This is a genomic window from Helicobacter bilis ATCC 51630 (genome assembly GCF_000686565.1).
GTDB classification, from domain to species: Bacteria; Campylobacterota; Campylobacteria; order Campylobacterales; family Helicobacteraceae; genus Helicobacter_A; species Helicobacter_A bilis.
Map to the genome: position 1 here is coordinate 82,066 of NZ_KK365988.1, position 23,513 is coordinate 105,578.

A 23,513-nucleotide genomic window follows, 5' to 3' on the forward strand; every position below is an offset into this window, starting at 1 on the left:
AATGTATGGCACAAGTAAAAAAAGCGAAAAATCTAGCTGATTGGTTTGACCAAAGACTTGGGACTAATAAGCTTATTGAAGTAATGATGACAAAATATTGGATTCCAAAAAATATTAACTGGCTATGGGCTATGGGTGTGGTTTTAACCGCACTTTTTACCCTGCTTGTTGTAAGTGGAATCTTCTTGCTTATGTATTATAAGCCTGATGAGAATCTTGCCTATGATTCTGTAAATTATACGATTATGCAGGAAGTTGCATTTGGCTGGCTATGGCGACATATACATGCTGTTGCGGCTAGTATGGTATTTGTGATTATTTACATTCACATGTTTGTGGCTATTTATTATGGCTCTTATAAGAATGGTCGTGAGATGATTTGGATTAGCGGTATGGTGCTTTTTGTTATCTTTTCTGCTGAAGCGTTTAGTGGTTATATGCTTCCATGGGGACAGATGAGCTATTGGGCGGCTGCGGTTATTACAAATCTTTTTGGTGGTATCCCTTTAATTGGTAGCGATGTTGTAGAATGGGTGCGTGGTAACTATGTTGTGGCAGATTCTACACTTACAAGATTCTTTATGTTACATGTGTTTTTATTGCCAGTAGTTATTATGGGTGCTATTGCTATGCACTTTTATGCGTTGAGAAAACCGCATGTTAATAATCAAGAGGGTGAAGAAATCGACTTTGAGGCAGAAGCAGAAAAATACATGGCAGGAAATAAGAAAGAAGCTAAAGTTATCCGCTTTTGGCCTGATTTCTTATGTAAGGATATTTTTATCATATCGCTATTTATGATTCTATTCTTTGCCCTAGCTTGTTATCATTTTGATTTTGCTATGGATCCTATTAACTTTGAGCGTGCAAATCAGTTGGCAACACCAGCCCACATTTATCCAGAGTGGTATTTCTTATGGAGTTATGAAGTATTGCGTGGTATCTTCTTTAGTGCGAATCTTGGCTTAGTATTCTTTGGTATCGCACAAGTTGTATTCTTGCTACTTCCTTGGCTTGATAGAAGTAATGTTGTAAAACCTGCACATAAGCGACCCGGATTCCTTATATTCTTTGTGTTACTTATCATTGACTTGATAGTGCTTACTGTGTATGGGAAGTTACCACCAGATGGTAATGCAAAATACATTGGCTTAGTTGCCTCTGTTAGCTTCCTTGTGTTGCTTTTTATCGTATTGCCTATGGTAACTATGGCAGAAAATAAAAAAGGCGGTGAATAATGAGAGAGTTTAAGATATTTATTATAGTTGCCTTTATTATAGGCGTTATGTATTATGGCGTTGAGCCTTTAGCACACCATGCAATGCACCCGCCTACTGCGGCTAGTGATTATGCTTTTAAAGACTTAGAAAAGCTTGGTAATATAGATGTAGCAAATGGTGATGTTGAGAATGGTAAAAGTGTATTTGCAGCACAATGTACAAGTTGTCATACTCTTAATTCACAACCAGATGCAGATCTCAATATAAGAAATCCAAAGACTTTGCAGCCAGTAGGTGAAGGCGGTGTATTACCCCCTGATTTATCAAATGCGGGGCTTATTTATGATTCTACTTATCTAGCACATTTTATTAAAGACCCAGTCCGTGCTACACGCTTGGAATCTAAGTTTGCAGTTTCATGTGATGGCTTAGAGAATGAAGCACTTGAGAAATGCGACATATCTAATGAGGGCAAAGAATCTTATCCTATGAATGCGTTTAATGGCATAATGAGTGATACTGAAATCGCTGATGTTGTAGCCTATCTTAAGTCAATCGCACCTAAAAGTTTAAGTGATAAAGAAGTATTTGTAGAAGCATGTAGCAGATGTCATAGTGCTGTGTATGATAAGAATCAATATGATTCTATGTTTTTTGCTAACCATAACGCAAAGATAGAATCTCTTATTAAACAAGGTGAAGGCAAAGAAGAAGCAGAGTTCATAGAATCTCTTAATGATGAAGACAAAGCGTTTATGAATGCCCTGCTTGGTATGGCTAAAGCAAAAGAAAAGAAAGATATGAGTGAAGACCAGCTTAATGATGAAAATGACGCTATCAACGCAAAGACTTTTGAAGACTTTGGTGGTGCTTTAAGTGTGCTTAACGCTTCACTTTTAGAATCTAGCTTTAATAAAGCAGGGCTTCATGCAGCAACAGATTCTGAAATGATTAAGGCGTATCTAGGCAACACACCACCTGATCTATCCATGATGATTAGGGTAAAAGGTCGCACAGAGTTAGCCGCATTTATTAATAATCCACAAAAAGTGCCTTTGATTGACATTCAACAAGCGGTTATTAATAAATTGGTAAAAAATAAGCAAGATGAAGAGAAAGCTGCATTGCCTACTGATTTAAGTGAGAATGACAGAAAGGCAAAAATCAAAGAGATAAATGCTAGAGATGCAGCCTATTATGGTATTAAATTGCCTGAAAATTCTATGAAAGATTCATGGCAAAGCAATGAAGATTACACAAATATGGCAAAAGATATGGGTGTAATGCCACAAGGCAAAGCTATGCCTAGAGTAGGTCTTACAAAAGAAGCAGAAACACAAGTTATAAACTACCTTGAGACAATCGGCGATAGCAAAAAAGCTCAAAGAGATTCTCTTGGATTATGGATTGTTGGCTTCTTTGTATTACTCTCAGCCCTTGCATATATGTGGAAAAGCAAGATTTGGAGAGACTTACACTAATTAAGATTCTATCCAACTAATCCCTACTTAAGTCTAAGGCTTTATAGCCTTAGCAAGGAATACTATTTATGAATATCCCATGTATAATTTTAGCTACAAATAATAAGCATAAAAAACAAGAATTTACACATACCCTAAACACAGAGATTCTAACCCCAAATGATTTGGGTATATTAGACTTTGATCCTATTGAGTGCGGAGAGACATTTGAAGCAAACGCAATGATTAAAGCAGAAGCACTCTATTACATACTACAAACACATGTAAATATACCCCAACACTACATTGTTATCGCTGATGATAGCGGACTATGCGTAGAAGCACTGCAGGGGCTGCCCGGTATATTCTCTGCACGATATGCACATATGCAAAATGGCAATACAGAATGTGGAAACTCAAGTGATGCGGATAATAGAGAAGCCCTAAAAGCTGCATTAAAAGAGCATGGAATCTGGGGTAGCAAAGCCTATTTTCAATGCAGCATTGCCTACATTATACATGATGAAGCAAAGCAGAAAAATATACAAAATGTTGTCAGCGGACAATGTCATGGCATTGTAGCGATTAAAGAGAGTGGAACGCATGGATTTGGATATGATTCTATGTTTTATAGAGATTTCTCGCAAGATGAGATTCTAACACTTGACTTCACATTGCCTACCAATAACACTAATAACAAAATAACAATTTTAGAATCTTTGCAACACTCCCTTGCCACACTCCCATTAGAAGAAAAAACAAAGATTTCACACCGCGGACAAGCTATACAATCCTTATTAAAAGCATTTTTGGCATATTTTTAGTAGATTATGCCTTATTCTTAAACTTTAAGTAGGTTGTCGAATTTGGGATATATTTTCTAGATTTTAAGATACATATTCAACAATTGATGACAATAAAATTGAGTGCAGTTCTTGTGGTGAAAGTTTCGTTTAATATGTAGCTCTAAAATACACAAAGACACAATGTAGCCTACCCAAGCACAACAGCCCTGCCTTGCTTTACCATGACTAAGTCTTCAATACGCACACCAAAGGTTTGTGGGATATAGATTCCGGGTTCAATAGAAAAAACCATGCCATCTTCAATGATTGTTTCAGAGCGGCGAGAGATAAAGGGCATCTCATGTATATCTAGCCCTATGCCATGCCCTGTGCTATGTGTGAAATACTTGCCATATCCACCTTTTTCAATAATATCTCTTGCGATAGAATCTATCTCTTTGCCACTCATACCAGAGCGGAGATTCTCAATTGTAGCTACTTGTGCTTTTTTGACAAGATCATAAATCTTTTGCTTTTCATGTATGCTTAGTCTATCCTTATTTGTGCTTTCATCTAATACCATAAAATCTTGGTCTTTTTGAAAAATTATAGAATCATCAAAGAAAAGTGCGGTGCGAGTGCAATCAGCACAATACCTTTTATACTTCAATCCGCAATCAAGCAAAAGTGTATCGCCATTTTGTAAAAAAGTCGTATCGCTTGGCAGGGCATGTGGCTTTGCTGCATTTCCTTCAATGCCTACAATCGGCTCAAAACTTAGTGGATACTGCCCATAGTTACTCAAAGTATCAGCGATTTTATACCATAAAAATTTCTCACTTTTTTTCCTGCCCTCTTTTGATACATATTTACTAAAAGTATGTATTGCCTCTAAGTTTAGAATCTGTGCTTGTTGTAGAATCTTGAGTTCTTCATCGCTTTTTTTCATACGCATGATTTGTGTAAAGTTTGGCATGGGTGTAAGTGATACAATATCTTTTAAGTTATGATATTCTTCCACACACATACGCATAGGATCAAAGCTAAGATTCTTAATATTATGCTGTGTGATTTGCCGTTTTGCCTCTCCCAAAAGATCGCTAGATTCAATAATCTCTAATGCGATATTTTTCTTACATAATTCATTTGCCTCTGTGCTATAACGCGCATCTGTTATAAACTTAAACTCACTGCCAAAACGCATAAGAATGGCATTATCCGCACTATAACCACACAGATAATACATAGTGCTTTCATCACGAGTGATAAAATCTTTTACTTCCATACATATCCCTAGAATCTTTGAATACGATTAATAAAAATCACAATAACCATCAATGGTGCTAATACACGCAAACTATACAGCCAAAAGTAAAAGGTAACATCGCTTTTAAGATAGCCTTTAGTCCATTCACGCAATTTATCCTTTGATACAAAATAGCCAATAAATAAAGAGCTAAAGAAGCTCCCCCAAGTAAGTAGCATATTCGCACTTATCCAATCAATCCAATCAAATAGATTCTTCTCAAAGAAAGTAAGAGTTGCTTGATAATTCGTATTCATCGATAAAATCACAATAATACCTACTAAAAATATACCAAAACTCACCATATATGTAAGAGTTGCACGACTATACTTTGTCTTATCAGTAAGATATTTTATACATGGCTCAAGCAAGGACACGGTAGAAGATAATCCAGCAAATAATAGCCCAATCATAAATAACGCACACAAAAAGCCACCAAGCGCGCCAAGATGCCCAAACATAACAGGCAATACAATAAAGATTAGCCCCGGACCACCAGCCACATCAGCCTTGCTACCATAGGCAAATACAAATGTAAATATCATAAGCCCTGCTACAATAGAGATAATAATACCCGGGATAACAATCCATAATGCACTTGCAAAAAGATTCTGATTTCTATTCACATGTGATGAATAAGTGATGATTGTCCCAGCCCCAAGCGAGAGAGAGAAAAAGACCTGTCCCATAGCATCAATAATAGTATTTGAAGTGAGTTTTGAAAAATCAGGCTTAAACATAAACTCCACACTCTCACCAAAGCTAGGCAAACTCATCGCATAAAACAGCAATCCAAAAAAGATAATAAAAAGCAGGGGCATTAATACATAGTTTAATCTCTCAATACTCTTAATCCCATACACAATGCTATATGCAGTAATCGCTAGAATGATAGCAAAACAGAGAATCTGATAGGAAATCTGTTCTGTATGTGAGCTAAAAGTCTCAAAGATAGCCTTGCTTTGTGCAAAATCTGCGGGTAGATTAAAACTGACTGACACAAGATAGTATAAAACCCAGCCTAGCACCGCACAATAAAATGTCAAAATAAAGGGACCAGCAAATAAAGTAATGCCCACAAAACGCCATGAAGTCTTAGGATTTTGCGCAATCTCTTTAAAACTATCAGGCACATTTTTTCTACCTTGCTGCCCTACAAGCATTTCTGCTACAAGCATAGCTACACCCACAAACAAGGCAATACCTAAGAAAAGCAACACAAATGCCCCGCCACCATTCATACCCGCAGTTGTAGGAAACCGCCAAATATGTCCTAAGCCAATAGAGCTACCAAGTGCTGCCAAAATAAATCCAATCTTTCCAAAATCTTTTTGCATTCAGTTCCTTATGCGTAATTTTTGCAATAAGTTTTTATTCTAGCAAACTTTTATAGTTTTTTTACTTTTTTATGGGTTTTAATGCGTAGATTCTGTATTGGCAAATCTCATATATTTGAATTTATGATTTTAATGGCATATTGCCTTTTAGAATACCTTGTTGTGATTGCCACTTAATGGTCTTATACACAAAACTTGTTGCAAAGCCATTAAAACATGTCTAATCATATCTAATCAATCACATGACTTACAAATTTTGAATAATTATCAATAATTTCACTGCCTTTCCTAAAGCCTAAGCCACATGCTTCATACGCAAAAAATACATTTGCTTGATAAAATGAGCCATTATGCGTATTAAGTGGATAAAACTCTTGATAGATTGCCTTGTGATTAGCGTATTCCCCATCTTTTGAGCTGATAGGCTTACCATTTGCATCGAGAATGCTGACATTTGCCCCTTCTCTACCAAAGGCATGTTTTTTAACCTGCTTTTTATTGAGTGGGTTATAACTTGTCTCAAGTAATAGCGGGTGATTTGGATATAAATCCCACAGAATCTTTAAAATGCGTTTGCTTTGAAAAAGGATAGTGTAAGCTGGATTTAGAAAAATCGCTTTTTGATTTGCCATAATATCATTGATAATCAAGGCTAGTTCTGGCTCATCAATGCTGATATTCTCCCATGGGATAAACTTAAACCAAAATTCAAAGTTTGTATCATTATAAAAGATTCCATCAGTAGGGCTTAGCTGCACTTCATCAACATAGCAAAAATCTGTATGCAAACCTGCATCATGTGCCATATCTTGCAGGAATCTAATAGTCTTTTCTTCTTCATCACTACCGCGGATACTTGAGAATAGAATCTTCCAGCCCTCATATATCTCATGGAAATTACTCACATCATCACTCAATGTAATAAGGCGTTGAAAATTTTGTGAAATTGCTGTATAGATATTATTAAATTGTGCATCGCTATCATAGCCATTCGCCTTTAAAAGCGCATATTGCACCGCTGCACTTTCATATAGCATGGTCGGCGTATCAGCATTAAACTCTAAAAGCTTAATAGGGCTACCATCAAGCCCACCAGCTAAGTCAAATCGACCATAAATATGCCAATGCACATCTTCTTCAAAACTCTGCACGATTGTATCAACAAGTGAGTTTGGTATATCAAGCTCATAGAAAAGATTATTTTCAATGACATAACCTGCCGCTTCCACATACATATCATATAGCTCATTACACGCTTCATAATAGGCATCAGCTTCTGCTTCGCTTACATGTATGAGTTCATTACTAATGTAATCTGTGTTATCGGGGTCTGTGTGCCAGAGTAGTCCCATATGTTCAAATTCTTGCTTATTAAAAGGCTTTAGTGTGGTAATACGCATATCTATCCTTTGTGAGTAAAATGTCTGCTATTATAGCAAGCTTGCATAAATATGGCGTTTAAGTGCGTCTAGCTTATAAGCTAGAATTATCAAAGAAATTCATTTTTTAAAGACTAATCAACTAATAAATTCCCCATCATGCCTAAATCTTCATGCTCTAAGATATGGCAGTGAAACATTCTTACCCCTTTAAAATCCTGTCTCATTCTAAGTCTAATTACTTCATTTGGTCTTACATTAATAGTATCTTGCAAGGCTCTAAACTCAATCTTTTCATTTACACTCCCAAGCTTTCTCTCAATCACTTCAAATTGTGTGCCATGTATATGAAATGGATGGTCCATATGCGATTTATTTGTAACGATAATATCATGGACGATTCCAATATCTACACGCAAATCAATGCGATTCATATCAAAAGTTTTATTATTCATTAAAAACATACTCGCTAGATTCTCTCTTATGCTTTTCTTGTCTTTCTTTGTTAGATTGTGCATTTTACTATGGTCTTCACTCATGGTTATTTCAAGTTGTTGTATTGGATTTTTTGGTGTTGGAGATTCTTGTGTTATATGTTTGTGTATAGGTAAGATTCTCAAGGTATTTGGTATTTCATTTTGATTAAAAATCGCATTTAATTCTATTGTAGCAAGTCTCAATTCCTTTGGCTCACTTTTTGGCATCATTTTATCTCTATCATAAAAATGGCTTACTAGACTAAAACTTCCTTTTTTATCATTTTTTATGAAGACTTCTAGCCTTGAGGCTGGACTTATAAAAAGCTTTTGTTTTACAATAGGCTTTTCTATTAATCCCCCGTCTGTGCCAACGATAATAAACTTTGCCCCTTGTATTTCTAGGTTTAAATATCTTGCAGAACAAGCATTGTAAATGCGGATTCTCTGCATAGAATCTATTGTAATCTTAGGCTTATACTCACCATTAATAAGCACAAATTCACCCTCTCTGCCATCAAGCCAGTCAGCTAAAGTATTTGGTGGTATTTGCGCTTTAGAATCAAGCCTTAAGTCAGTGATAAACCAATCGGATTCTATAAATTTATCTAAAGGATCATTTCTAGATTTTACGACAAATGCCCCAGCTAATCCCATATAAACCTGTTTGCCTGTGATATTATGCGGATGTGGATGATACCAATATGTTCCCGCACAATTATCTGGTAACTGAAATGAATAGATTCTATCACCATTTGCAGGGATTATATCCATTGGATTCCCATCTTCAAGTGGCGGCACAGGAAGCCCATGCCAATGGATTGTTGTAGGGCTTTTTAATCTATTTTTCACCCAAATTTTTACTCTATCTCCCTCATATACCTCAATTTTTGGAGCAACCCTGCTTTGTATTTTTTTATTGCCATCGTTATATACATAACACTTTGTCTTTTTATTTTTAATGATTTCAATATCCATTTCTCTTATCTCAATAATTGCTTCAAATACACCTTTTTGCTTATTTTGATTTGATAATAGTGGCAATTCTTTGTGTGTATTATTTTGCGGAAAATCTTTATCATTAAGAAGGGCTATTTTCTCATTTTCAAGGGTGATAAAAGAGGTATCAATAGGTGTATTTTGCATATTGTGTTGATGATGATTTGCATGTGTTATATGATGGTTATGTGGATTTGAAAAAAGTGGCATAAAGCTTATAGCAGCTAATGTATTATATTTAATAAAGGTTCTTCTTTGCATATTTTGTCCTTGTATAAGAAATTTATTTAATACTATATTATAAAACTAAAAATGGTTAGCATTATAATATCAAACCTTAAATACATGATTTATAAGCTATCTAAAATTTCTTTCTATTGACATCTTCTAGAATCTTTTTTGCCACTTCATCAAGAGCTACACCTATTTCTTGTGAGTGATTTGCAATGCTTACATTTTGTTGTGTAATACTCTCTAGTTGTGAGACAGATTCATTAATCTGTTCTATGCCTTGTGCTTGTTCCTTTATAGATTCTGCCATGTCATTTATGCTTTGGACGAGTATATTTGTATTTGCTTCGATTTCACCTAAAGACTTTTGTGTTCTTTCTGCTAGTTTTCTTACCTCATCAGCTACGACTGCAAAGCCCCTGCCATGCTCTCCAGCCCTTGCTGCTTCAATTGCTGCATTAAGTGCTAGTAAGTTAGTCTGGTCAGCTATATCTCTAATAATGCTTATAACATTTTTAATATCTTCGCTTTGATTGATAACTTCACCCGTTCTGCCTGATACATTTTGCATTGATGAAGTGATTTGTTCGATTGCAGTTGCTGTTTGTTGCAGGGAGCTTGCTTGTGTTGTAGCACCTTGTGAGAGTGTATGCACTGATTCTTCTAACTCTTTTGACTTAGAATCTAGCTCTTTTGCATATTGTGCTGATACTTGTAACATAGACACAATAGAATCTCCAAGCTGATTTAATCCTGCTTCTAGCCCCTGTGCGTTCTCAATCCTTGGTGTGAAGTCATTTTGCTCAAATGATTCAAATACCTTTTTCGCTTCAGCAAGATTGTCGCCCACAAGCAAGAAAAGTGTATGAGACATTTCATTTAGAGAATCTTTTAGCTTATTTATTTGTGGATTATGGCTTTCATGTGTTACATTTTTGCCAAATCTCCCTTCTTTTGCTTCATTGACAATCTCCATAACTTCATCAACAAGCATAGAATCTTGCTTCAGTGAATGTTGTGTCTTCTCAATATTAGAATCTATGGCTTGAGCCATCAAACCAAACTCATTATTTGCTGTGATTCCAATCTTTGCGGCATGACTTTTTTCATGATTAAGAAAGGCAAAGAAATCAACTAAACCACGAGAAATTTGCGTAAGCGGTTTAAGATAGTATCCAACAGCAGCATATAACATAAGGCTAATAACTAATGCTGATACAAGTCCAACGCCTATTTGAATATAGCCTATACGAGTGATAGGACCCTCTATATTTTCGATAGGCTCAAAAGAACATAGCGTATATGTGGCAAACTCATTGCTTTTGCTTGTCTTACATTGTGTTATTTTATCAACGCCATTGTCATTAACTACAAAATCTTCATAATCTTTTGTTTGACTTGATATTGTAGCAATCTGTTTAAAAATAGGAAGTTCTTTTAAAATAATGTCCTTATTTGTGGCAACATAGGGGATATTTGCATTATCTAACGCAAATATATTGCTACCTGTGGCACTAAGATCATCAAAGACTTTTTGTAATGAAGTCAGTAAGATATCAATACCAACAACACCTACTAGCTGTCCATTTTTATGTATTGGTATAGCATAGGTAATGCTTGGTTCTCCTGTAATATCATCTTGATACACTTCTGTTTGAAATAATCCATTATTTTTTACTGCCCCGATATACCAGCTGCGTTGTGCGGCATTATAGCTTTGCCCTTGACCACCCCTTACGCCAAAAAGCTTGGTTGTATTTGTAATATTATCTTCTATAATTTCACCCGTTGGCAAACCAATATAACTTCCAAGTAGTCCTGCAGTGATTCTGTGTCCCCTTAATAATGGTCCAACATTGGCAATAATCTTTTCTTTAGAATCTAGTTTTTCATAAGGCATAGATTCTATCATGGTAGCAAGTCCCTTCAGTGCGGTAGCAGATCGAATATTTACATCTTGCAACATTAAATCAACGGTATGTAGCTGATCTGCTTGTGCATGCAGGGTATTCCCCATTGACACCTTTTTATTCATTATCATATTGCCGATACTAAGTCCTATAATCGCCACAGCAATAATAAAACTAGCAATGAGGGCCACCCGAGTTTTAACAGCTAAATTCACAATTATCTCCCTTCACAATGAAATATTTTCTTGTATGCTATCAACTTACTTTTTCACAATGAATGTTTTTTGAGACTGAATAAACATAATATATTGTGAGTAGATGAAGCAGTATCTTTGTAGCCTACGCGATAAACCAAGAGTGTATTCTATAAGATGAGTTTAAATTATTTTTAAATTTCGTAAAGTTTTATTTATAAAGTTTATAAATCTACAAAATATGTTTCTTTATTACACAAATGAATTTAACAAAGCGATTTATTGTGATCTTTTTTGCAATATTTTCATATTTTATAATACTTGTTGCGTGAGATACATTGTTTCATTCTTTTACCTGCTTTTGAATCTTATCTATAATATTTGTCGTGCTTTTGTTATCAATAAAGTCAATGAGTTGCACGGACTTTGCATATTCTGCTCCAATTACAACTTTGTCTTTATAATCTGCACCTTTGACTAAAATATCTGGTTTAATTTGTGAGATAAGATTTTTGGGCGTGTCTTCATCAAAGATAATGACATAACTCACACATGCAAGACTTGCTAGGATAAATGCTCTATCAATTTGTGAGTTAATAGGTCTATTTTCCCCTTTTAGCCTTTTTATAGAATCATCGCTATTTAAGCCGACTATGAGCACATCGCCTAGCTTTCTAGCCTTTTCTAAATAGCTTACATGTCCGTAATGCAGTATATCAAAGCAGCCATTTGTAAAGACTATTTTCTTACCATTTACATTTTCTTTTATCTCTAAAAAGTTTGTAATAATCTTTGTTTGTGCGTCTTTTAATATTCTTTTTGGGGCGAGATAGTCTTGTATTTCTTTAAGTGTGGCAGTAGCAGAGCCAATTTTGCCAATCACAACAGCAGCGGCAGCATTTGCAAATTTTGTAGCCTCTTCTATACTCTCACCTTTTGCAAGTTGCAAGGCAAGGGCGGCAATAACGGTATCACCGGCCCCGCTTACATCATAGACTTCTTTTGCGATTGTGGGCTTTTTATGTAATGCTAGATCGCTATCAAGATAGGCAATGCCCTCTTCGCTAAGCGTGATTAAAGGATAAGTTAAATTGCAGATTTTACGCATTTTTTGCAGGGCTTCAAGCAGGGTTTTATCGTTATGTATATTTACATGTGTGGCTTCCATTGCTTCCTTTTTATTTGGTGTAAGCAGTGCAGCGTGCTTGTATTTTGCATAGTCGCTGCCTTTTGGGTCGCATAATACTGGTATATCAAAGCTATTTGCAAGTTTGATTAGCTTTTGTGTGAAAGCTGGACTTAGCACACCTTTTAAATAATCGCTTAGAATCATGCAATGATATGCTGTAATATTTCCTTGTATATCTTCAAACATGGCTTCATATATATTAGATTCTAAAGGGATATTACTCTCCTTATCAAGTCTTAGCATTTGGTGTTTTGATGCCATGATACGCATTTTTGTAGTCGTTGGGCGGTTTGATTTATAGCAGTGAGAATCTATGCCTTTATTCACAAGAAAATCATGTAATAAACTGCCCTCTGCATCATTGCCTACAACGCCATATATAGATACAAATGCCCCCATTGCGATTAGGTTATTTGCTACATTACATGCCCCACCTAGACTAAAATTCTCTTCTTCTATTCGCACAACAGGCACAGGGGCTTCAGGGGAGAGTCTATTCGCACTTCCCCATATATATTTATCAAGCATTAAATCCCCGATAACAAGGATTTTTATTCTTTCTACTGCCATGTTTTCTTCCCTTCTTTTATGTCATTATAGATAGATTCTATATATGGAATATAGTCTTTTATCCCAGATTCTAATGTGTAGTTTGGTGTGTAGTTTGGTAAAAAGTTTGTGCTATCTGCTAAAGTGTGATTTTGAAAAAATGGATATGGGTTTTTAATATACTGCACTTCAAAGCTTACTTTTAGATTCTCTTTTAGAATCTCAACAATATCATTATAACTACGCGAGATTCCACTGCCGACATTATATATTGCCCCATGCTCTAGCCATGACTGCATAATATTTTGTGATTCTGCTAAGAAGTCATGCCCAAATAACTTTTGCAATACAATATCTTGTGTTTGTGGTGTTTGCTGCATGTTTATGTCGTTGAAGGTCTTGTGGATTCTATGCCATTCTTTTGCTTGTTTATTTTTATCTCTTAAACCATAGGTTAGCATAAGTAGCTCCATAGCCCTTACATTTGCCTGCACGACATCATGGATACAGACAAAATCTCTTTGTTGTTCTCCAAACTCAAATAGCTTGACTACTCTATCATTTAATGCTTGCAATGATAGCTGAAGTATCATAGATGAAGTCTTATATTTATAAAACTCAGATCTGCCATATACATTAAAATAACGCAAACCTATAAGCCCTATGCCTTTTTCTTGCAAACTCTTCTGTAGTCTCACATTTTCCTTATCCATGCAAAGCTTTGAGAAGCCATAGATATTTTCTGGAATCTCATTTGTCCCAACGCTATTTGGAATCTCTGTATTACCATAGACTGCGGCTGAACTTGCGTATATAATATGTGCTTCGTGCTTCATAGCAAGTTTGATTAGGGCTTTAAACGCATTGAAATTTACCTGCATAACATGCCGCATATCCATGCAAGTGGTATCTGATACTGCGGCTTCATGCAGGATATAATCTATCTTACCATAGTCTCTTTGCAATGATTTTAACTCTTTTTCATTTGCAATATCAAGCGATAAGACCTCAACATTTGGGTAAAGAGAGAGATTCTTAAAATGCCCTAGTGTTGTAGGATTGCCATTAGGAAAAGTCTTTGAATCTCGAAAATAATCAAGGGCTAGAATCTTGCAGTCTTTATGATGTGTAGCAAAATATTCTACAAGATTACTGCCTATAAATCCTGCTGCCCCTGTGATTAGTATTGTCTTATTATTAAGTGTTAGAGAATCTGGCTTTGTTGTTTGCTGTGTATTTACGCTTTGCATGAATTTGCCTTATATATGTAAAGTATTGTGTGATTTTAGCATGTTTTTGTGAGTTTATGGGTATTGCTTCAAACTGCTGGGGTTACATAAAGTGGTGTGCAAGATTCTAAAAAATCATCATGTATAAGTCTGTGTGGTAAAAATAGTGTTGATAAATCTAAACTATCATTTATGTTACTTGGGGCAATATGAATATAATCTTTAACATTAGAATCCGTGATAACCACATGTTTAGAATCTGGTTTAAGATAAAAAGACATATTTGCAAATGCCTTTATCTCATTTGTTTGACTGAAGTAAAAGCTATTTGTAGCATATATCTTAATATCACTACTTAAAGCAAGGGTATGTAAAAATACATGCGTAAGCTTTATAGCACTCAAACTCCCAACCCCACGGGAATAATAGATCGCATTTAAAGGCATAAAATATGAAAGTAGATATAAGGCTTTAGTGAGACTACAATCAAGTTTTATAAAATCTATGTTAGTTTTAGAATCTATTTTTTCATTAAAGTATATATTGTGTTTAGTGTCTAGATTCTCTAAATTCGCACCTTTGTCTATATAATTTGAGCGATTGGCTGAATTAGTTTGATTACTATATATAGAATCTATGGAATCTTTTATATCAAGAGATTCTAAAATGTGCTTTATCTCTTTATTCTCTTTTAAAAAACTAGAATCAATCAAGCATTCAGCTAAACTGCATTTAGATAGCACTTCAGGTGTGAGTAAAGATTCTAAACTTTTATAAGCAGTCTTTTTATCTAAATTATGTGATAAAAAAAGTAAGGGTAAAACATCGCTTGTCTTCCCATCTATACGCAAAATGAAAATAAGCTTTGGGGCTTTATTTTCTAGTGTGCTTTCATTATCCACTTTAGCAGTATATACCGCTTCTTCCAGATTCTCTTTATTTTGACTCATATCTTCATAATAGATTCCAAGTGTCGTTGGCGTGCCTATGCTTAATAATATGGCTTTATACATATATGTCCTCACCTTTGCATTTCCTTACCCTTCACTTCCTTGTGATTAGCAGTGTTTAGAATCTTAATTAAGATAATTCACAAGTGAAAGGTTATTAATGCGATTTGTTGATGATAGCACGGCTTGATAGTTATTACTTAGATTTGTAAATTTATTATAAGTTTCTGCTAAATCTGCTCCTATTGTATCGCCTTTAATACCGCTTACTTGCGTTTTAATAATCTCATTTCTTGCCACAGAGTTTTGGAATGTGCGAGTGTGTGCTCCATTTTTAGATATGACTTTTTCTATATGATCGCTTAAATGATCGATTAATTCAATGCAGTTTTGGATACCAAGACTTTTCATCGTATCATCATATCTTTGCCCATGCAATGCCCCTGCACGATAGATTCCATCTCTTACAGACTGAATCGCATCATCTAGCCCTCTAAAGAAGTGAATCTTTGGGTCATCTACTACAAGAGAGCCATTTGCATTAAGCCTTACATTCGCATTTGAATAACGGATAGCTTCCGGGCTAAAATCATCTTGTGCTTTGTCATAAAACATCATTGTCATACGAGTAATTGCACGCAAATTATCTTGTATTTCAATTTTTCCTTCACTATCAAAATCAATGGTAATGTTTGATTTTGCTCTATCTAGCAATTCTTCATAGGCATCTTTTTGTGCTTGAGTGGGCTTTCCGCCTTTCACTTGTGCTGCACTAAGAGATTTATCATCTTCATTACTATAATTTAGTGCAATAGACATAGCGTCCATAAGCTGCCTATAAGTTACAGAATCTCCATCGCTAATAGTTACTGCTGGTGGCTCATCATAGGGATCAAATAATGGAATCTTTATAGTTTTATCGCTATGTTGTGCGGGTAACTCTAAAAAGCTTCCTTGCTTTGTGAAAGTAATACTTGCTTCAAGCTCTATGCCATTATGATCGTGCAGTTTAAAGCCATAGGTTTTGCCATTAAGTGATCCATCTGTTACTTCAATAAGCTTTGTGTGATCATTTGCAAGCACAGAAGTCCCAGATAAAGATTGTGAGATATTGCCTCTAATCTTTGAGCCTAGTTGTTGGAATCCAGTCTTTGTATAACTCACACCAAGACTTGAGGTAAAGCCATTTACTTCCTCTTCACTCTCACCAAGCGTTTCAAGGCGTATAGAAAAGCCCCTTTCTCCATCAAATGGCGGCTTCAGTGTATCTGTGCTTTTATTTCGCACATTTCTATCATAGATATTTATTTGCCCATGGTCTAATTCCACATCAATATTACCACCAAAATACTCTTTAATCGCATCAAATAAATCTCTTACTTCCTGCCCTCTTATATCAAACAATAAAGGCTCACCTAACTCTCTATTGCTAATCGTGCCATCTTTTTCATTTGGCGGTGTGCCTGTGATTTTAATATATCTTGTTGGCACGGATAGAATATCCTCTAGCTTTGTGTCTATCTCTGTCATTACATTATCTTTGCGGATAAGTGTCGTTGGGATATGTGTAAGGCGATTATCATATAAATCATTCACACCTTTAAGATTACTCGCACTAAATTCTGAAGTAAGATTCTGACTGCTATATACCTGCACTCTTGCCCCAAGCTTCTCAAGGTCGGCTAGATTCTCTACATCAGCTTCACTAGAAATCATGTGAAAGTCAATACTAGAGCTACCGGGCTTCAAATCTTTAATCTCAATTTGCCCCCAGTTATTCAACCGCACATCAACGACTTTTGTCGCATGTGTATTGCCAAATGCCTTGCCGATTCTATCGAGTAAATCTCTAACCGTCGTAGCATTCTTTGGATTTGTAAAGCCCACATCTAGGGCAAACTTCTCTTTAAAGCTTTGACCGCGACTATTTACCCCTTGCACATAGAAATACTCTTTTCCGTTATTTCGTGGATTATTATCATTATCGCCTATTAAGTCTCTAAGCGTATCATCTTCTTTAATATACACTTCAGTTGGCTCACTATGCTTTTCGGAATTATCCATAATTGCTGGGTGAAGTCGCGTTTGATTAAGCATTCGCCCATTTGTTGTTATGAGTCTGTGTTTATCATTATCAAAACCATAGAAAAGCTCTTCACCTGTAATATTAAATGGGACTAGATTCTTAGAACTCACAAGTGCGCTTAACTCTTCATCATTGCCATAATAATTCCCCACAGAATCAAAAGGCTGCACATCGACTTTACTTCCCGCAAAGATAAACTTCCCACCCACAGAAGTATTTGCAATGCTGATAATATGTGCTTTTGTAGCCTCTAAATCTCTTGCTAATGCTTCCCTTGAAGTTGGCGTATGCAAGTCATTTGCCGCGTGTAAAAGCTTTGTTTTAAACTGCACCATCGCAAGTGAAATCTCTTGCAAAGCCTTATCTGTATTTAGAGTTTGAGTTTCTGCTGTGCGTGCTACATCTATGCCTTGCTGCAAAGTCGTCTCATCATATTCTAGCTTTAGATTCTGATTTGACACACTTGCATCTTGCCAACCATATTGAATCTTTTTGCCACTTGCAATCTTTGTATTCATATCATTAAGGTTTGAGGTAATCTTGCCATTATTATTTAGCATTTGATTGTATTTTGTCCCAAATGTTACTCTCATTATCGCAACCTTCTCTTAATTTTCACAAGGCTAATCAGCTTGTGTTTATCTCTGTTTAGAGTATTAGCAACAACTTAAGCAATTAGCATTCCATTAAAACTTAAATATGGAATAACATTTGCTAAAACACAATAAATTATAAAGTTAAGGGGTTGTTGTGCTATCACATATTTATTCACCATGGCGAAGTGGCTACTTTTCATCAGATTGCAGCGAAGAATGCGTATTTTGTAATATAGCACATAATCCACATAATGATACAAATAATCGTGTCTTTTATAGAGATTCTATATGCTTTGGCGTTATGAATCTATATCCATATATGCCCGGACATTTCATGCTTATCCCGCATAAACATATTGATACCCCAACACTTCTATCACAAGAAGAATGGCAGCATTTAAATACCTTATCACAAAAGGCTATCGCCATGCTAGAAGAGTATGGGGCAAGCGGTATAAACATGGGGATAAATATCAAAAAAGCAGCAGGGGCAGGTATCCCAGAGCATTTACACCTGCATTTTGTCCCGCGTTTTATAGGCGATACAAATTTTATTACCAGCATTGCAAATAGTCGTGTGTATGGTGTTGATTTTGATTCTATTTATGATAAAATTTCATCTCTTGCAAAGAAGCATTTATATAACTAAAAGGGAATAAAATGAAAAAAATCTATGTTTGTTTATGTTTTATTTTTGGAATCTTAAAGGCAAATCAATATGATTATTTGCTGTTTAGCCATGTTTTAAGCGATGTGGAAAGTGGCTTTGACTTAAAAGCTGATGTCAATGCGAGATGGCAGGGAAACACGCCGCTATATACCGCAGTAAAAAATAATCATTTAGAAATCGCTTACCTGCTTATCATGGGTGGGGCTGATGTAAATGCGATAAATCATGGCAAAACTGCATTACACGAAGCAGCACGCAATAAAAATGCCTACATAACGCAACTCTTAGTAACCGCTGGGGCAAAAGTAAATATACAAGATGAGAGTGATGGTAACACGCCCTTGCATTATGCGGCATTAAATAGCGATAGACAAACGCTTAATATCCTTACAAACGCACAAGGCGATATGAATACTCCAAATTTTCAGGGCATAACTCCCGCTCAAATTGCAATGAGAGAGATTACAATCCCCCCAATAATCATTGAAGACTACAATCTTGCGGTAAGTGCAAGTGCGTTTAAAATCACAAATAGTGCGGTTATTTTTAATATTAGAAATCTTACAAATGAGCCTTTGGTTATCTTTAATACAGGCTTATATCTTAATGGTAACTTAATCGCAAGTAGTCAAAAGCCACTCACAATCCCTGCTGGCACAACTATCACAAATATTAATACCATACCCATTGGCACACATGGAATCTACGCCTTAAAAGTCGATAAAGATGGGCAAGTCGATATTAAAGCTGGATTTAGCATCGACTATCAAGCAGAAGGCAGAATGGAGAGAGCATTTAATAGCACAACAATGAAGCTAAGATTATGGAATCCACCGCCAAAAAAGCAAACAAAGCCTAGAGATTCTGAAAAATAGCTTATTGGCATTTTGAGAGTAATTTTTATAGCATTATGCTATGTATCACAATCTTTAGGGATTCAAACATACAACCATAAGTTAGAGTATCTTTGTAAAATTTAGCAACTTAGAATCTTAAAAGCGGTTTTTTAAACACAATAAGCGAATTTGTATCCATTTCGGTTTTTTTGGGAATTTGGAGGTTTGCGAATAGTAATGAGATGAGCATGTAATATTTTACTAACCCTAATCTTCTATTTCAAATTAGAGTATATAAAGCAAGTTGGCAAGTAAAAAAGTCGGCTAAGTTTTCGGCGTGAAAATTAGATGCTAGTACACTAAACCATTTTCAATAAGTGTTGGTCACATGGTTAAAAACACAAGTGACTGGAAATAGCTAAATATGAAGTATGTAGGCGACGACACGCTTACACACGACTTTTTTCAATCGCTTGATTTATATCTTCAAGCAAGTCCTTAGCATACTCAATGCCAACGGATAGGCGGATAAGATTTTCAGCTATCCCCATAGATTCACGCAAATCTTTAGGGATAGAGGCGTGGGTCATACTCGCAGGGTGGCAAAGCAAACTCTCCACGCCCCCTAAACTTTCGGCTAAAACGATGATACGCGTGGATTTAAAAAAGATTCTATAATCATATTCTGGCTTTAATATAAAGCTTAGCATTCCCCCGCCACCGCGTGCTTGAGAGCTTTGCACTTCATATTCGCTATCGCTTTTTAGCCCGGGGTAATACACCTTTTCCACCGCTTTGTGTTCGCTTAAAGATTCTGCTAGAAACAAGGCGTTTTCACAATGTCGCTGCATTCGTAAGCCTAGTGTTTTCATACCGCGGATAAGCAAAAAGCTATCAAATGGAGCCAATACACCACCAATGCTATTTTGCAAAAATCCTATTCGCTCAGCTAGATTCTCATCATCTACCACCACAAGCCCGGCTACAAGGTCGCTATGTCCGCCGAGATACTTTGTCGCAGAATGCACCACAATGTCAATGCCAAGCCTTAAGGGCTGCTGGAGATAGGGCGTCATAAAGGTATTATCCACGATACTTAGCACTCCTTTTTTCTTGCAAATTTCAGCGACTTTTGCCAAAGGCGTAACGCTTAGAAGTGGGTTTGCTGGGCTTTCAATCAGCACGGCTTTGACTTCAGGGGTTAGGGCAGAATCCAAAGCGTCTAAGTCCCTTGTATCCACGATTTTATAGCCAATGTTAAAGTTTTTAAAGACTTTATCTAAGATTCTAAAAGTCCCACCATAGACATTTTGTGAGATGATGATAGAATCTCCGCTTTTAAATAGGCTCAAAATCGTGCCAAGGGCTGCCATACCAGAGGCAAAGGCAAAGCCATATTTCCCGCCCTCACATTCGGCTATAAGACTTTCAATCCCATCTCTTGTGGGGTTTTTGGTGCGAGAGTATTCATAGCCTTTGTGCTTACCTAACTCATCTTGAGCGTAAGTGGAGGTTTGGTAAATAGGCGTATTTACCGCCCCTGTGCGTGGGTCTGTGGTTGCTCCTGCGTGGATTAGTGTGGTATCAAGTGTGCTTTGCATAGAAATCCTTTTTATAAAACTCTCAAATTTATATTTTTATATATAATAAATTATAAAATTTATATCTTATATAAAAATATAGTTTGCACATACTGAAACTCATGTTATTCTAACAAAAAATTATTTATTTTTGATAACTTAAAGATTGCTTTATGTCGCTTTGATTCTAAACATTATTTTTGACATTTCCCCTAGCATGAAGCTATGATAAGATTGAGATATAGAATCTCACATTTTCTACTTTTCATATTTATTATGCATTTTATACATTTACCCTTGATTTGTTTTTTTTTGTAAAGTAGCAATGTCATTTTGATATATTACACTAAGGAGCAAAGCTATGACAAAAACGATAGCAATTGAGGAACTACAAAGATTTGATAATCCGCGTTTTAATGAAGACAATGCGCGTGGTTTAATTGATGAAATGTCTAGTGGTTTAAAACTACCAGAATCTATGAAAGCAGAATTTGATCGTAAAATGGTAACGCTTTTTCAGCAAACAAAGATAATAGCAGGTAAGCTGATTAATATCGGTAGAATCGTATTTGCAAAGATCTATCAATTTATACAAGATAACCCAAACTTAACATTAGGCACTATTATCGGTGCAGTGTTTGGCTCATTTCTTGGTATGATGCCACTTATTGGTGCTATATTATCCCTTATATCCACATTTCTTGGTGGAGCTATCGGTGGATATATTGACTATGTGAATAAAGGGGGTAGAGAGCTAGATAGCACTCTTCAGCAGGTTATCGCAGGTGCAACACATGCTACAAAAGAGTTTTTTAAGCTTTTAGTAGAGATTTTTAACGTATTAAGGAATGATTTTTAAACTACATATTTAACATTGAAAGGAATACTATGGCAGAGAGAGAAATAGGCACCGTGGGTTTCGAACCACTCGATTCACAACAGCAAAGGGATCAAAACTACGCGACACTTATCACGACAATGGACGCTAGTGAGATTATAGGTATTATAGGCAATGCTTCTAGTGATGAAATAGGGTATTATCAAGATAAAGCGTTTGATACACTTTTTTGTGGCACAGAGGCTACTACTGGATTTTTTGAGTATGTGGGTGGTGCTGCTTCAACAGCTATTGGTGGAGCTGCTGGCGGCTTGACAGCAGCGACACTTGGGACTAGCACAGTAGCAACTACCACTGGTGGTATCTTTGGCTGGTTTGCGACTACCACCGTTGCAACAGTTGCTGCACCTTTTACACTTGTGGCTGCGACTACACTAGGTGGGATTGCACTTGGATATAGTGCATATAAACTTATAATTGGTTCTGCAAAAGATAAGGGCAAGGAAGAGCATTTTAAAGAGACAAAGCAGCAAGGTAGATATCGTATCAACCCTGTAAGGACATTTAATCCCTTTGTGCTTTATGATGAGGAAAAAAGATATATCGCTCAAGCATATCAAATCTTAACATGTTCGCCTTCAATAAGTCAGCAGGATATAGAGGATTTCTTAAAGATTTTTGATGCTAATGCCATGTTGAATGCAAATTTAGTGCAAGATGGAAGAAAATCTGGGCGTGATAGCGTAGAAAAAGCTATGCGTAATGAGTTGAAATCCTATTTGAGTGAATATTGTGAAAAAATAAAACAACAATACAAAACTACAAATAAAGATATCATTAATAGATATATAGCATTTGTAGAGGTTAATAATGAGTATATTACGCCGCGTGTAGATCAAGCAGCAAAGAAAGAATTGCTTGATGAAGTGCAAAAGGGTAATGTTGGTGTTACGAAAGAGGTTTTAATAATTGAAGAATTTCGTGCAGTTTTTAGCATATATAAAATGCTATTAAATCATTCTCAAAATACTTCAAAACAGATTGAGTTGCAAAAAGAAAAAATGTATGAAAGAGCTGAAGAACTTGGGGCAACAGAGCTTTTTGAAAATATATTAGCAGAACATCGCCTTGTAAAGCTTGATGAGACAAACTACATTCGATACTTACAAGAAATTGTAAGTGTGCTTGATAGCAAAGATGCACGAGATTTTATCAATGAATTGACAAATGATCTTGCAGAATGTATGCTTGTAGATTCTGTAATGGAGCCTTATGAAAAAGAGATAATGCAAAATATCGCAAATACCTTTTCAAATCTGCTTGATACCAATAGGCAAAAACTCACCGATTTCTAAAGCCTTTGCAAAGCTTATCAGGCTTCATTTTAGCGATTTTTCCAAAGTTTAAAGTAGATTCTACAATGCTGCAAAAAATATGTGATAAGCTAAATAACACAGATTGGCAGGAGCTTGGCTTTGTGTGTGATGGGCGGTTTCTTTTCTCACAAAGAAGCTTAGAAAACGCAATGTTAGATTCCAGCTTTAATGCATTGGGATCTGTGCCAATAAGATAGTCCTCACCTAATCTTAATATTTATTTTGGCGTATGTAAAAGAATTGCCTATTGTTTTTGAGAAATATTGTGGCATTTTACTAGATTTTATTTTTTTAATGTTGCAGGATCTAACTTTAAC

At 35.9% G+C, this 23,513-nt stretch carries 17 protein-coding genes and 1 pseudogene; 8 read left to right on the forward strand and 10 right to left on the reverse strand.

From position 1 onward, the window contains the following. Positions 1 to 5: 5 nt before the first annotated feature. The 3 genes from T368_RS0112065 to T368_RS0112075 all read left to right on the forward strand — a co-directional run bounded on the left by T368_RS0112065 (position 6) and on the right by T368_RS0112075 (position 3,504). Positions 6 to 1,238, forward strand: a complete 1,233-nt coding sequence (locus tag T368_RS0112065; RefSeq protein ID WP_004086819.1) for a cytochrome b — start codon at positions 6 to 8, stop codon at positions 1,236 to 1,238. After that, positions 1,238 to 2,701: a c-type cytochrome gene (locus T368_RS0112070; protein WP_004086821.1), complete on the forward strand. Its 1,464-nt coding sequence runs from the start codon at positions 1,238 to 1,240 to the stop codon at positions 2,699 to 2,701. Before T368_RS0112065 ends, T368_RS0112070 begins: the two co-directional genes overlap by 1 nt. A gap of 68 nt (positions 2,702 to 2,769) precedes the next feature. Then, positions 2,770 to 3,504: a non-canonical purine NTP pyrophosphatase gene (locus tag T368_RS0112075; protein ID WP_004086823.1), complete on the forward strand. Its 735-nt coding sequence runs from the start codon at positions 2,770 to 2,772 to the stop codon at positions 3,502 to 3,504. 169 nt (positions 3,505 to 3,673) lie between these two features. On the opposite strand, the gene T368_RS0112080 is transcribed toward T368_RS0112075, so the two are convergent. The 9 genes from T368_RS0112080 to flgL all read right to left on the reverse strand — a co-directional run bounded on the left by T368_RS0112080 (position 3,674) and on the right by flgL (position 17,893). Beyond that, positions 3,674 to 4,750: a M24 family metallopeptidase gene (locus T368_RS0112080; RefSeq protein WP_004086825.1), complete on the reverse strand. Its 1,077-nt coding sequence runs from the start codon at positions 4,748 to 4,750 to the stop codon at positions 3,674 to 3,676. An 8-nt stretch (positions 4,751 to 4,758) separates the two neighbouring features. Next, positions 4,759 to 6,108: a sodium-dependent transporter gene (locus T368_RS0112085; RefSeq protein ID WP_004086827.1), complete on the reverse strand. Its 1,350-nt coding sequence runs from the start codon at positions 6,106 to 6,108 to the stop codon at positions 4,759 to 4,761. A gap of 230 nt (positions 6,109 to 6,338) precedes the next feature. Beyond that, positions 6,339 to 7,508, reverse strand: a complete 1,170-nt coding sequence (locus T368_RS0112090; RefSeq protein WP_004086829.1) for a glutathionylspermidine synthase family protein — start codon at positions 7,506 to 7,508, stop codon at positions 6,339 to 6,341. A 113-nt stretch (positions 7,509 to 7,621) separates the two neighbouring features. Then, positions 7,622 to 9,223, reverse strand: a complete 1,602-nt coding sequence (locus T368_RS0112095) for a multicopper oxidase family protein (RefSeq protein ID WP_004086831.1) — start codon at positions 9,221 to 9,223, stop codon at positions 7,622 to 7,624. A gap of 100 nt (positions 9,224 to 9,323) precedes the next feature. Continuing rightward, positions 9,324 to 11,318 (reverse strand): methyl-accepting chemotaxis protein, encoded by a 1,995-nt coding sequence (locus T368_RS0112100; protein ID WP_027338528.1) that lies wholly within the window; start codon positions 11,316 to 11,318, stop codon positions 9,324 to 9,326. Positions 11,319 to 11,640: 322 nt separating this feature from the next. Next, complete coding sequence (rfaE1, locus tag T368_RS0112105; RefSeq protein ID WP_004086835.1) at positions 11,641 to 13,056, reverse strand: D-glycero-beta-D-manno-heptose-7-phosphate kinase; 1,416 nt, start codon at positions 13,054 to 13,056, stop codon at positions 11,641 to 11,643. Beyond that, positions 13,047 to 14,285 carry an NAD-dependent epimerase/dehydratase family protein gene (locus tag T368_RS14740; RefSeq protein WP_004086837.1) on the reverse strand — a complete coding sequence of 413 codons (1,239 nt, stop codon included), beginning with the start codon at positions 14,283 to 14,285 and terminating at the stop codon, positions 13,047 to 13,049. Before T368_RS14740 ends, rfaE1 begins: the two co-directional genes overlap by 10 nt. 68 nt (positions 14,286 to 14,353) lie before the next feature. Then, positions 14,354 to 15,277 carry a hypothetical protein gene (locus T368_RS0112115; RefSeq protein ID WP_004086839.1) on the reverse strand — a complete coding sequence of 308 codons (924 nt, stop codon included), beginning with the start codon at positions 15,275 to 15,277 and terminating at the stop codon, positions 14,354 to 14,356. A gap of 63 nt (positions 15,278 to 15,340) precedes the next feature. Then, positions 15,341 to 17,893 carry a flagellar hook-associated protein FlgL gene (gene flgL, locus T368_RS0112120; protein WP_004086843.1) on the reverse strand — a complete coding sequence of 851 codons (2,553 nt, stop codon included), beginning with the start codon at positions 17,891 to 17,893 and terminating at the stop codon, positions 15,341 to 15,343. A gap of 157 nt (positions 17,894 to 18,050) precedes the next feature. Between flgL and T368_RS0112125 the strand changes: the two genes are divergently transcribed. Together T368_RS0112125 and T368_RS0112130 are read left to right on the forward strand one after the other, a co-directional pair. Continuing rightward, complete coding sequence (locus T368_RS0112125; RefSeq protein ID WP_004086845.1) at positions 18,051 to 18,545, forward strand: HIT family protein; 495 nt, start codon at positions 18,051 to 18,053, stop codon at positions 18,543 to 18,545. A gap of 11 nt (positions 18,546 to 18,556) precedes the next feature. Next, entirely contained in the window at positions 18,557 to 19,441 is an 885-nt protein-coding gene (locus tag T368_RS0112130) for an ankyrin repeat domain-containing protein (RefSeq protein ID WP_004086847.1), read from the forward strand. Positions 19,442 to 19,851: 410 nt separating this feature from the next. Here T368_RS0112130 and T368_RS0112135 read toward each other — a convergent pair whose 3' ends face one another. Beyond that, on the reverse strand, positions 19,852 to 21,003 hold the full coding sequence (locus T368_RS0112135) for a trans-sulfuration enzyme family protein (protein ID WP_004086849.1): 1,152 nt from the start codon (positions 21,001 to 21,003) through the stop codon (positions 19,852 to 19,854). A 340-nt stretch (positions 21,004 to 21,343) separates the two neighbouring features. Between T368_RS0112135 and T368_RS0112140 the strand changes: the two genes are divergently transcribed. The 3 genes and pseudogenes from T368_RS0112140 to T368_RS0112150 form a co-directional block, all read left to right on the forward strand. Continuing rightward, a complete protein-coding gene (locus tag T368_RS0112140; protein ID WP_004086851.1) occupies positions 21,344 to 21,841 on the forward strand; it encodes a hypothetical protein in 498 nt (165 codons plus the stop codon). 29 nt (positions 21,842 to 21,870) lie between these two features. After that, the gene (locus T368_RS0112145; RefSeq protein ID WP_004086853.1) at positions 21,871 to 23,175 is read left to right on the forward strand and encodes a hypothetical protein; all 1,305 of its coding nucleotides are present in this window, start codon (positions 21,871 to 21,873) and stop codon (positions 23,173 to 23,175) included. Beyond that, positions 23,169 to 23,393 (forward strand): annotated as a pseudogene (locus T368_RS0112150) (class I SAM-dependent methyltransferase); the annotation flags it as partial. The gene T368_RS0112145 and the pseudogene T368_RS0112150, both read left to right, overlap by 7 nt. Between the last annotated feature and the right edge of the window lie 120 nt (positions 23,394 to 23,513).

Bases quoted from the DNA above. Each gene is read 5' to 3' on its own strand.
- rfaE1 (WP_004086835.1), bottom strand. From the start codon at position 13,056: ATGGCAGTAGAAAGAATAAAAATCCTTGTTATCGGGGATTTAATGCTT.
- T368_RS0112095 (WP_004086831.1), bottom strand. From the start codon at position 9,223: ATGCAAAGAAGAACCTTTATTAAATATAATACATTAGCTGCTATAAGC.
- T368_RS0112145 (WP_004086853.1), top strand. From the start codon at position 21,871: ATGGCAGAGAGAGAAATAGGCACCGTGGGTTTCGAACCACTCGATTCA.
- T368_RS0112135 (WP_004086849.1), bottom strand. From the start codon at position 21,003: ATGCAAAGCACACTTGATACCACACTAATCCACGCAGGAGCAACCACA.
- flgL (WP_004086843.1), bottom strand. From the start codon at position 17,893: ATGAGAGTAACATTTGGGACAAAATACAATCAAATGCTAAATAATAAT.
- T368_RS0112080 (WP_004086825.1), bottom strand. From the start codon at position 4,750: ATGGAAGTAAAAGATTTTATCACTCGTGATGAAAGCACTATGTATTAT.
- T368_RS0112085 (WP_004086827.1), bottom strand. From the start codon at position 6,108: ATGCAAAAAGATTTTGGAAAGATTGGATTTATTTTGGCAGCACTTGGT.
- T368_RS0112090 (WP_004086829.1), bottom strand. From the start codon at position 7,508: ATGCGTATTACCACACTAAAGCCTTTTAATAAGCAAGAATTTGAACAT.
- T368_RS14740 (WP_004086837.1), bottom strand. From the start codon at position 14,285: ATGCAAAGCGTAAATACACAGCAAACAACAAAGCCAGATTCTCTAACA.
- T368_RS0112070 (WP_004086821.1), top strand. From the start codon at position 1,238: ATGAGAGAGTTTAAGATATTTATTATAGTTGCCTTTATTATAGGCGTT.
- T368_RS0112140 (WP_004086851.1), top strand. From the start codon at position 21,344: ATGACAAAAACGATAGCAATTGAGGAACTACAAAGATTTGATAATCCG.
- T368_RS0112075 (WP_004086823.1), top strand. From the start codon at position 2,770: ATGAATATCCCATGTATAATTTTAGCTACAAATAATAAGCATAAAAAA.
- T368_RS0112130 (WP_004086847.1), top strand. From the start codon at position 18,557: ATGAAAAAAATCTATGTTTGTTTATGTTTTATTTTTGGAATCTTAAAG.
- T368_RS0112065 (WP_004086819.1), top strand. From the start codon at position 6: ATGGCACAAGTAAAAAAAGCGAAAAATCTAGCTGATTGGTTTGACCAA.
- T368_RS0112115 (WP_004086839.1), bottom strand. From the start codon at position 15,277: ATGTATAAAGCCATATTATTAAGCATAGGCACGCCAACGACACTTGGA.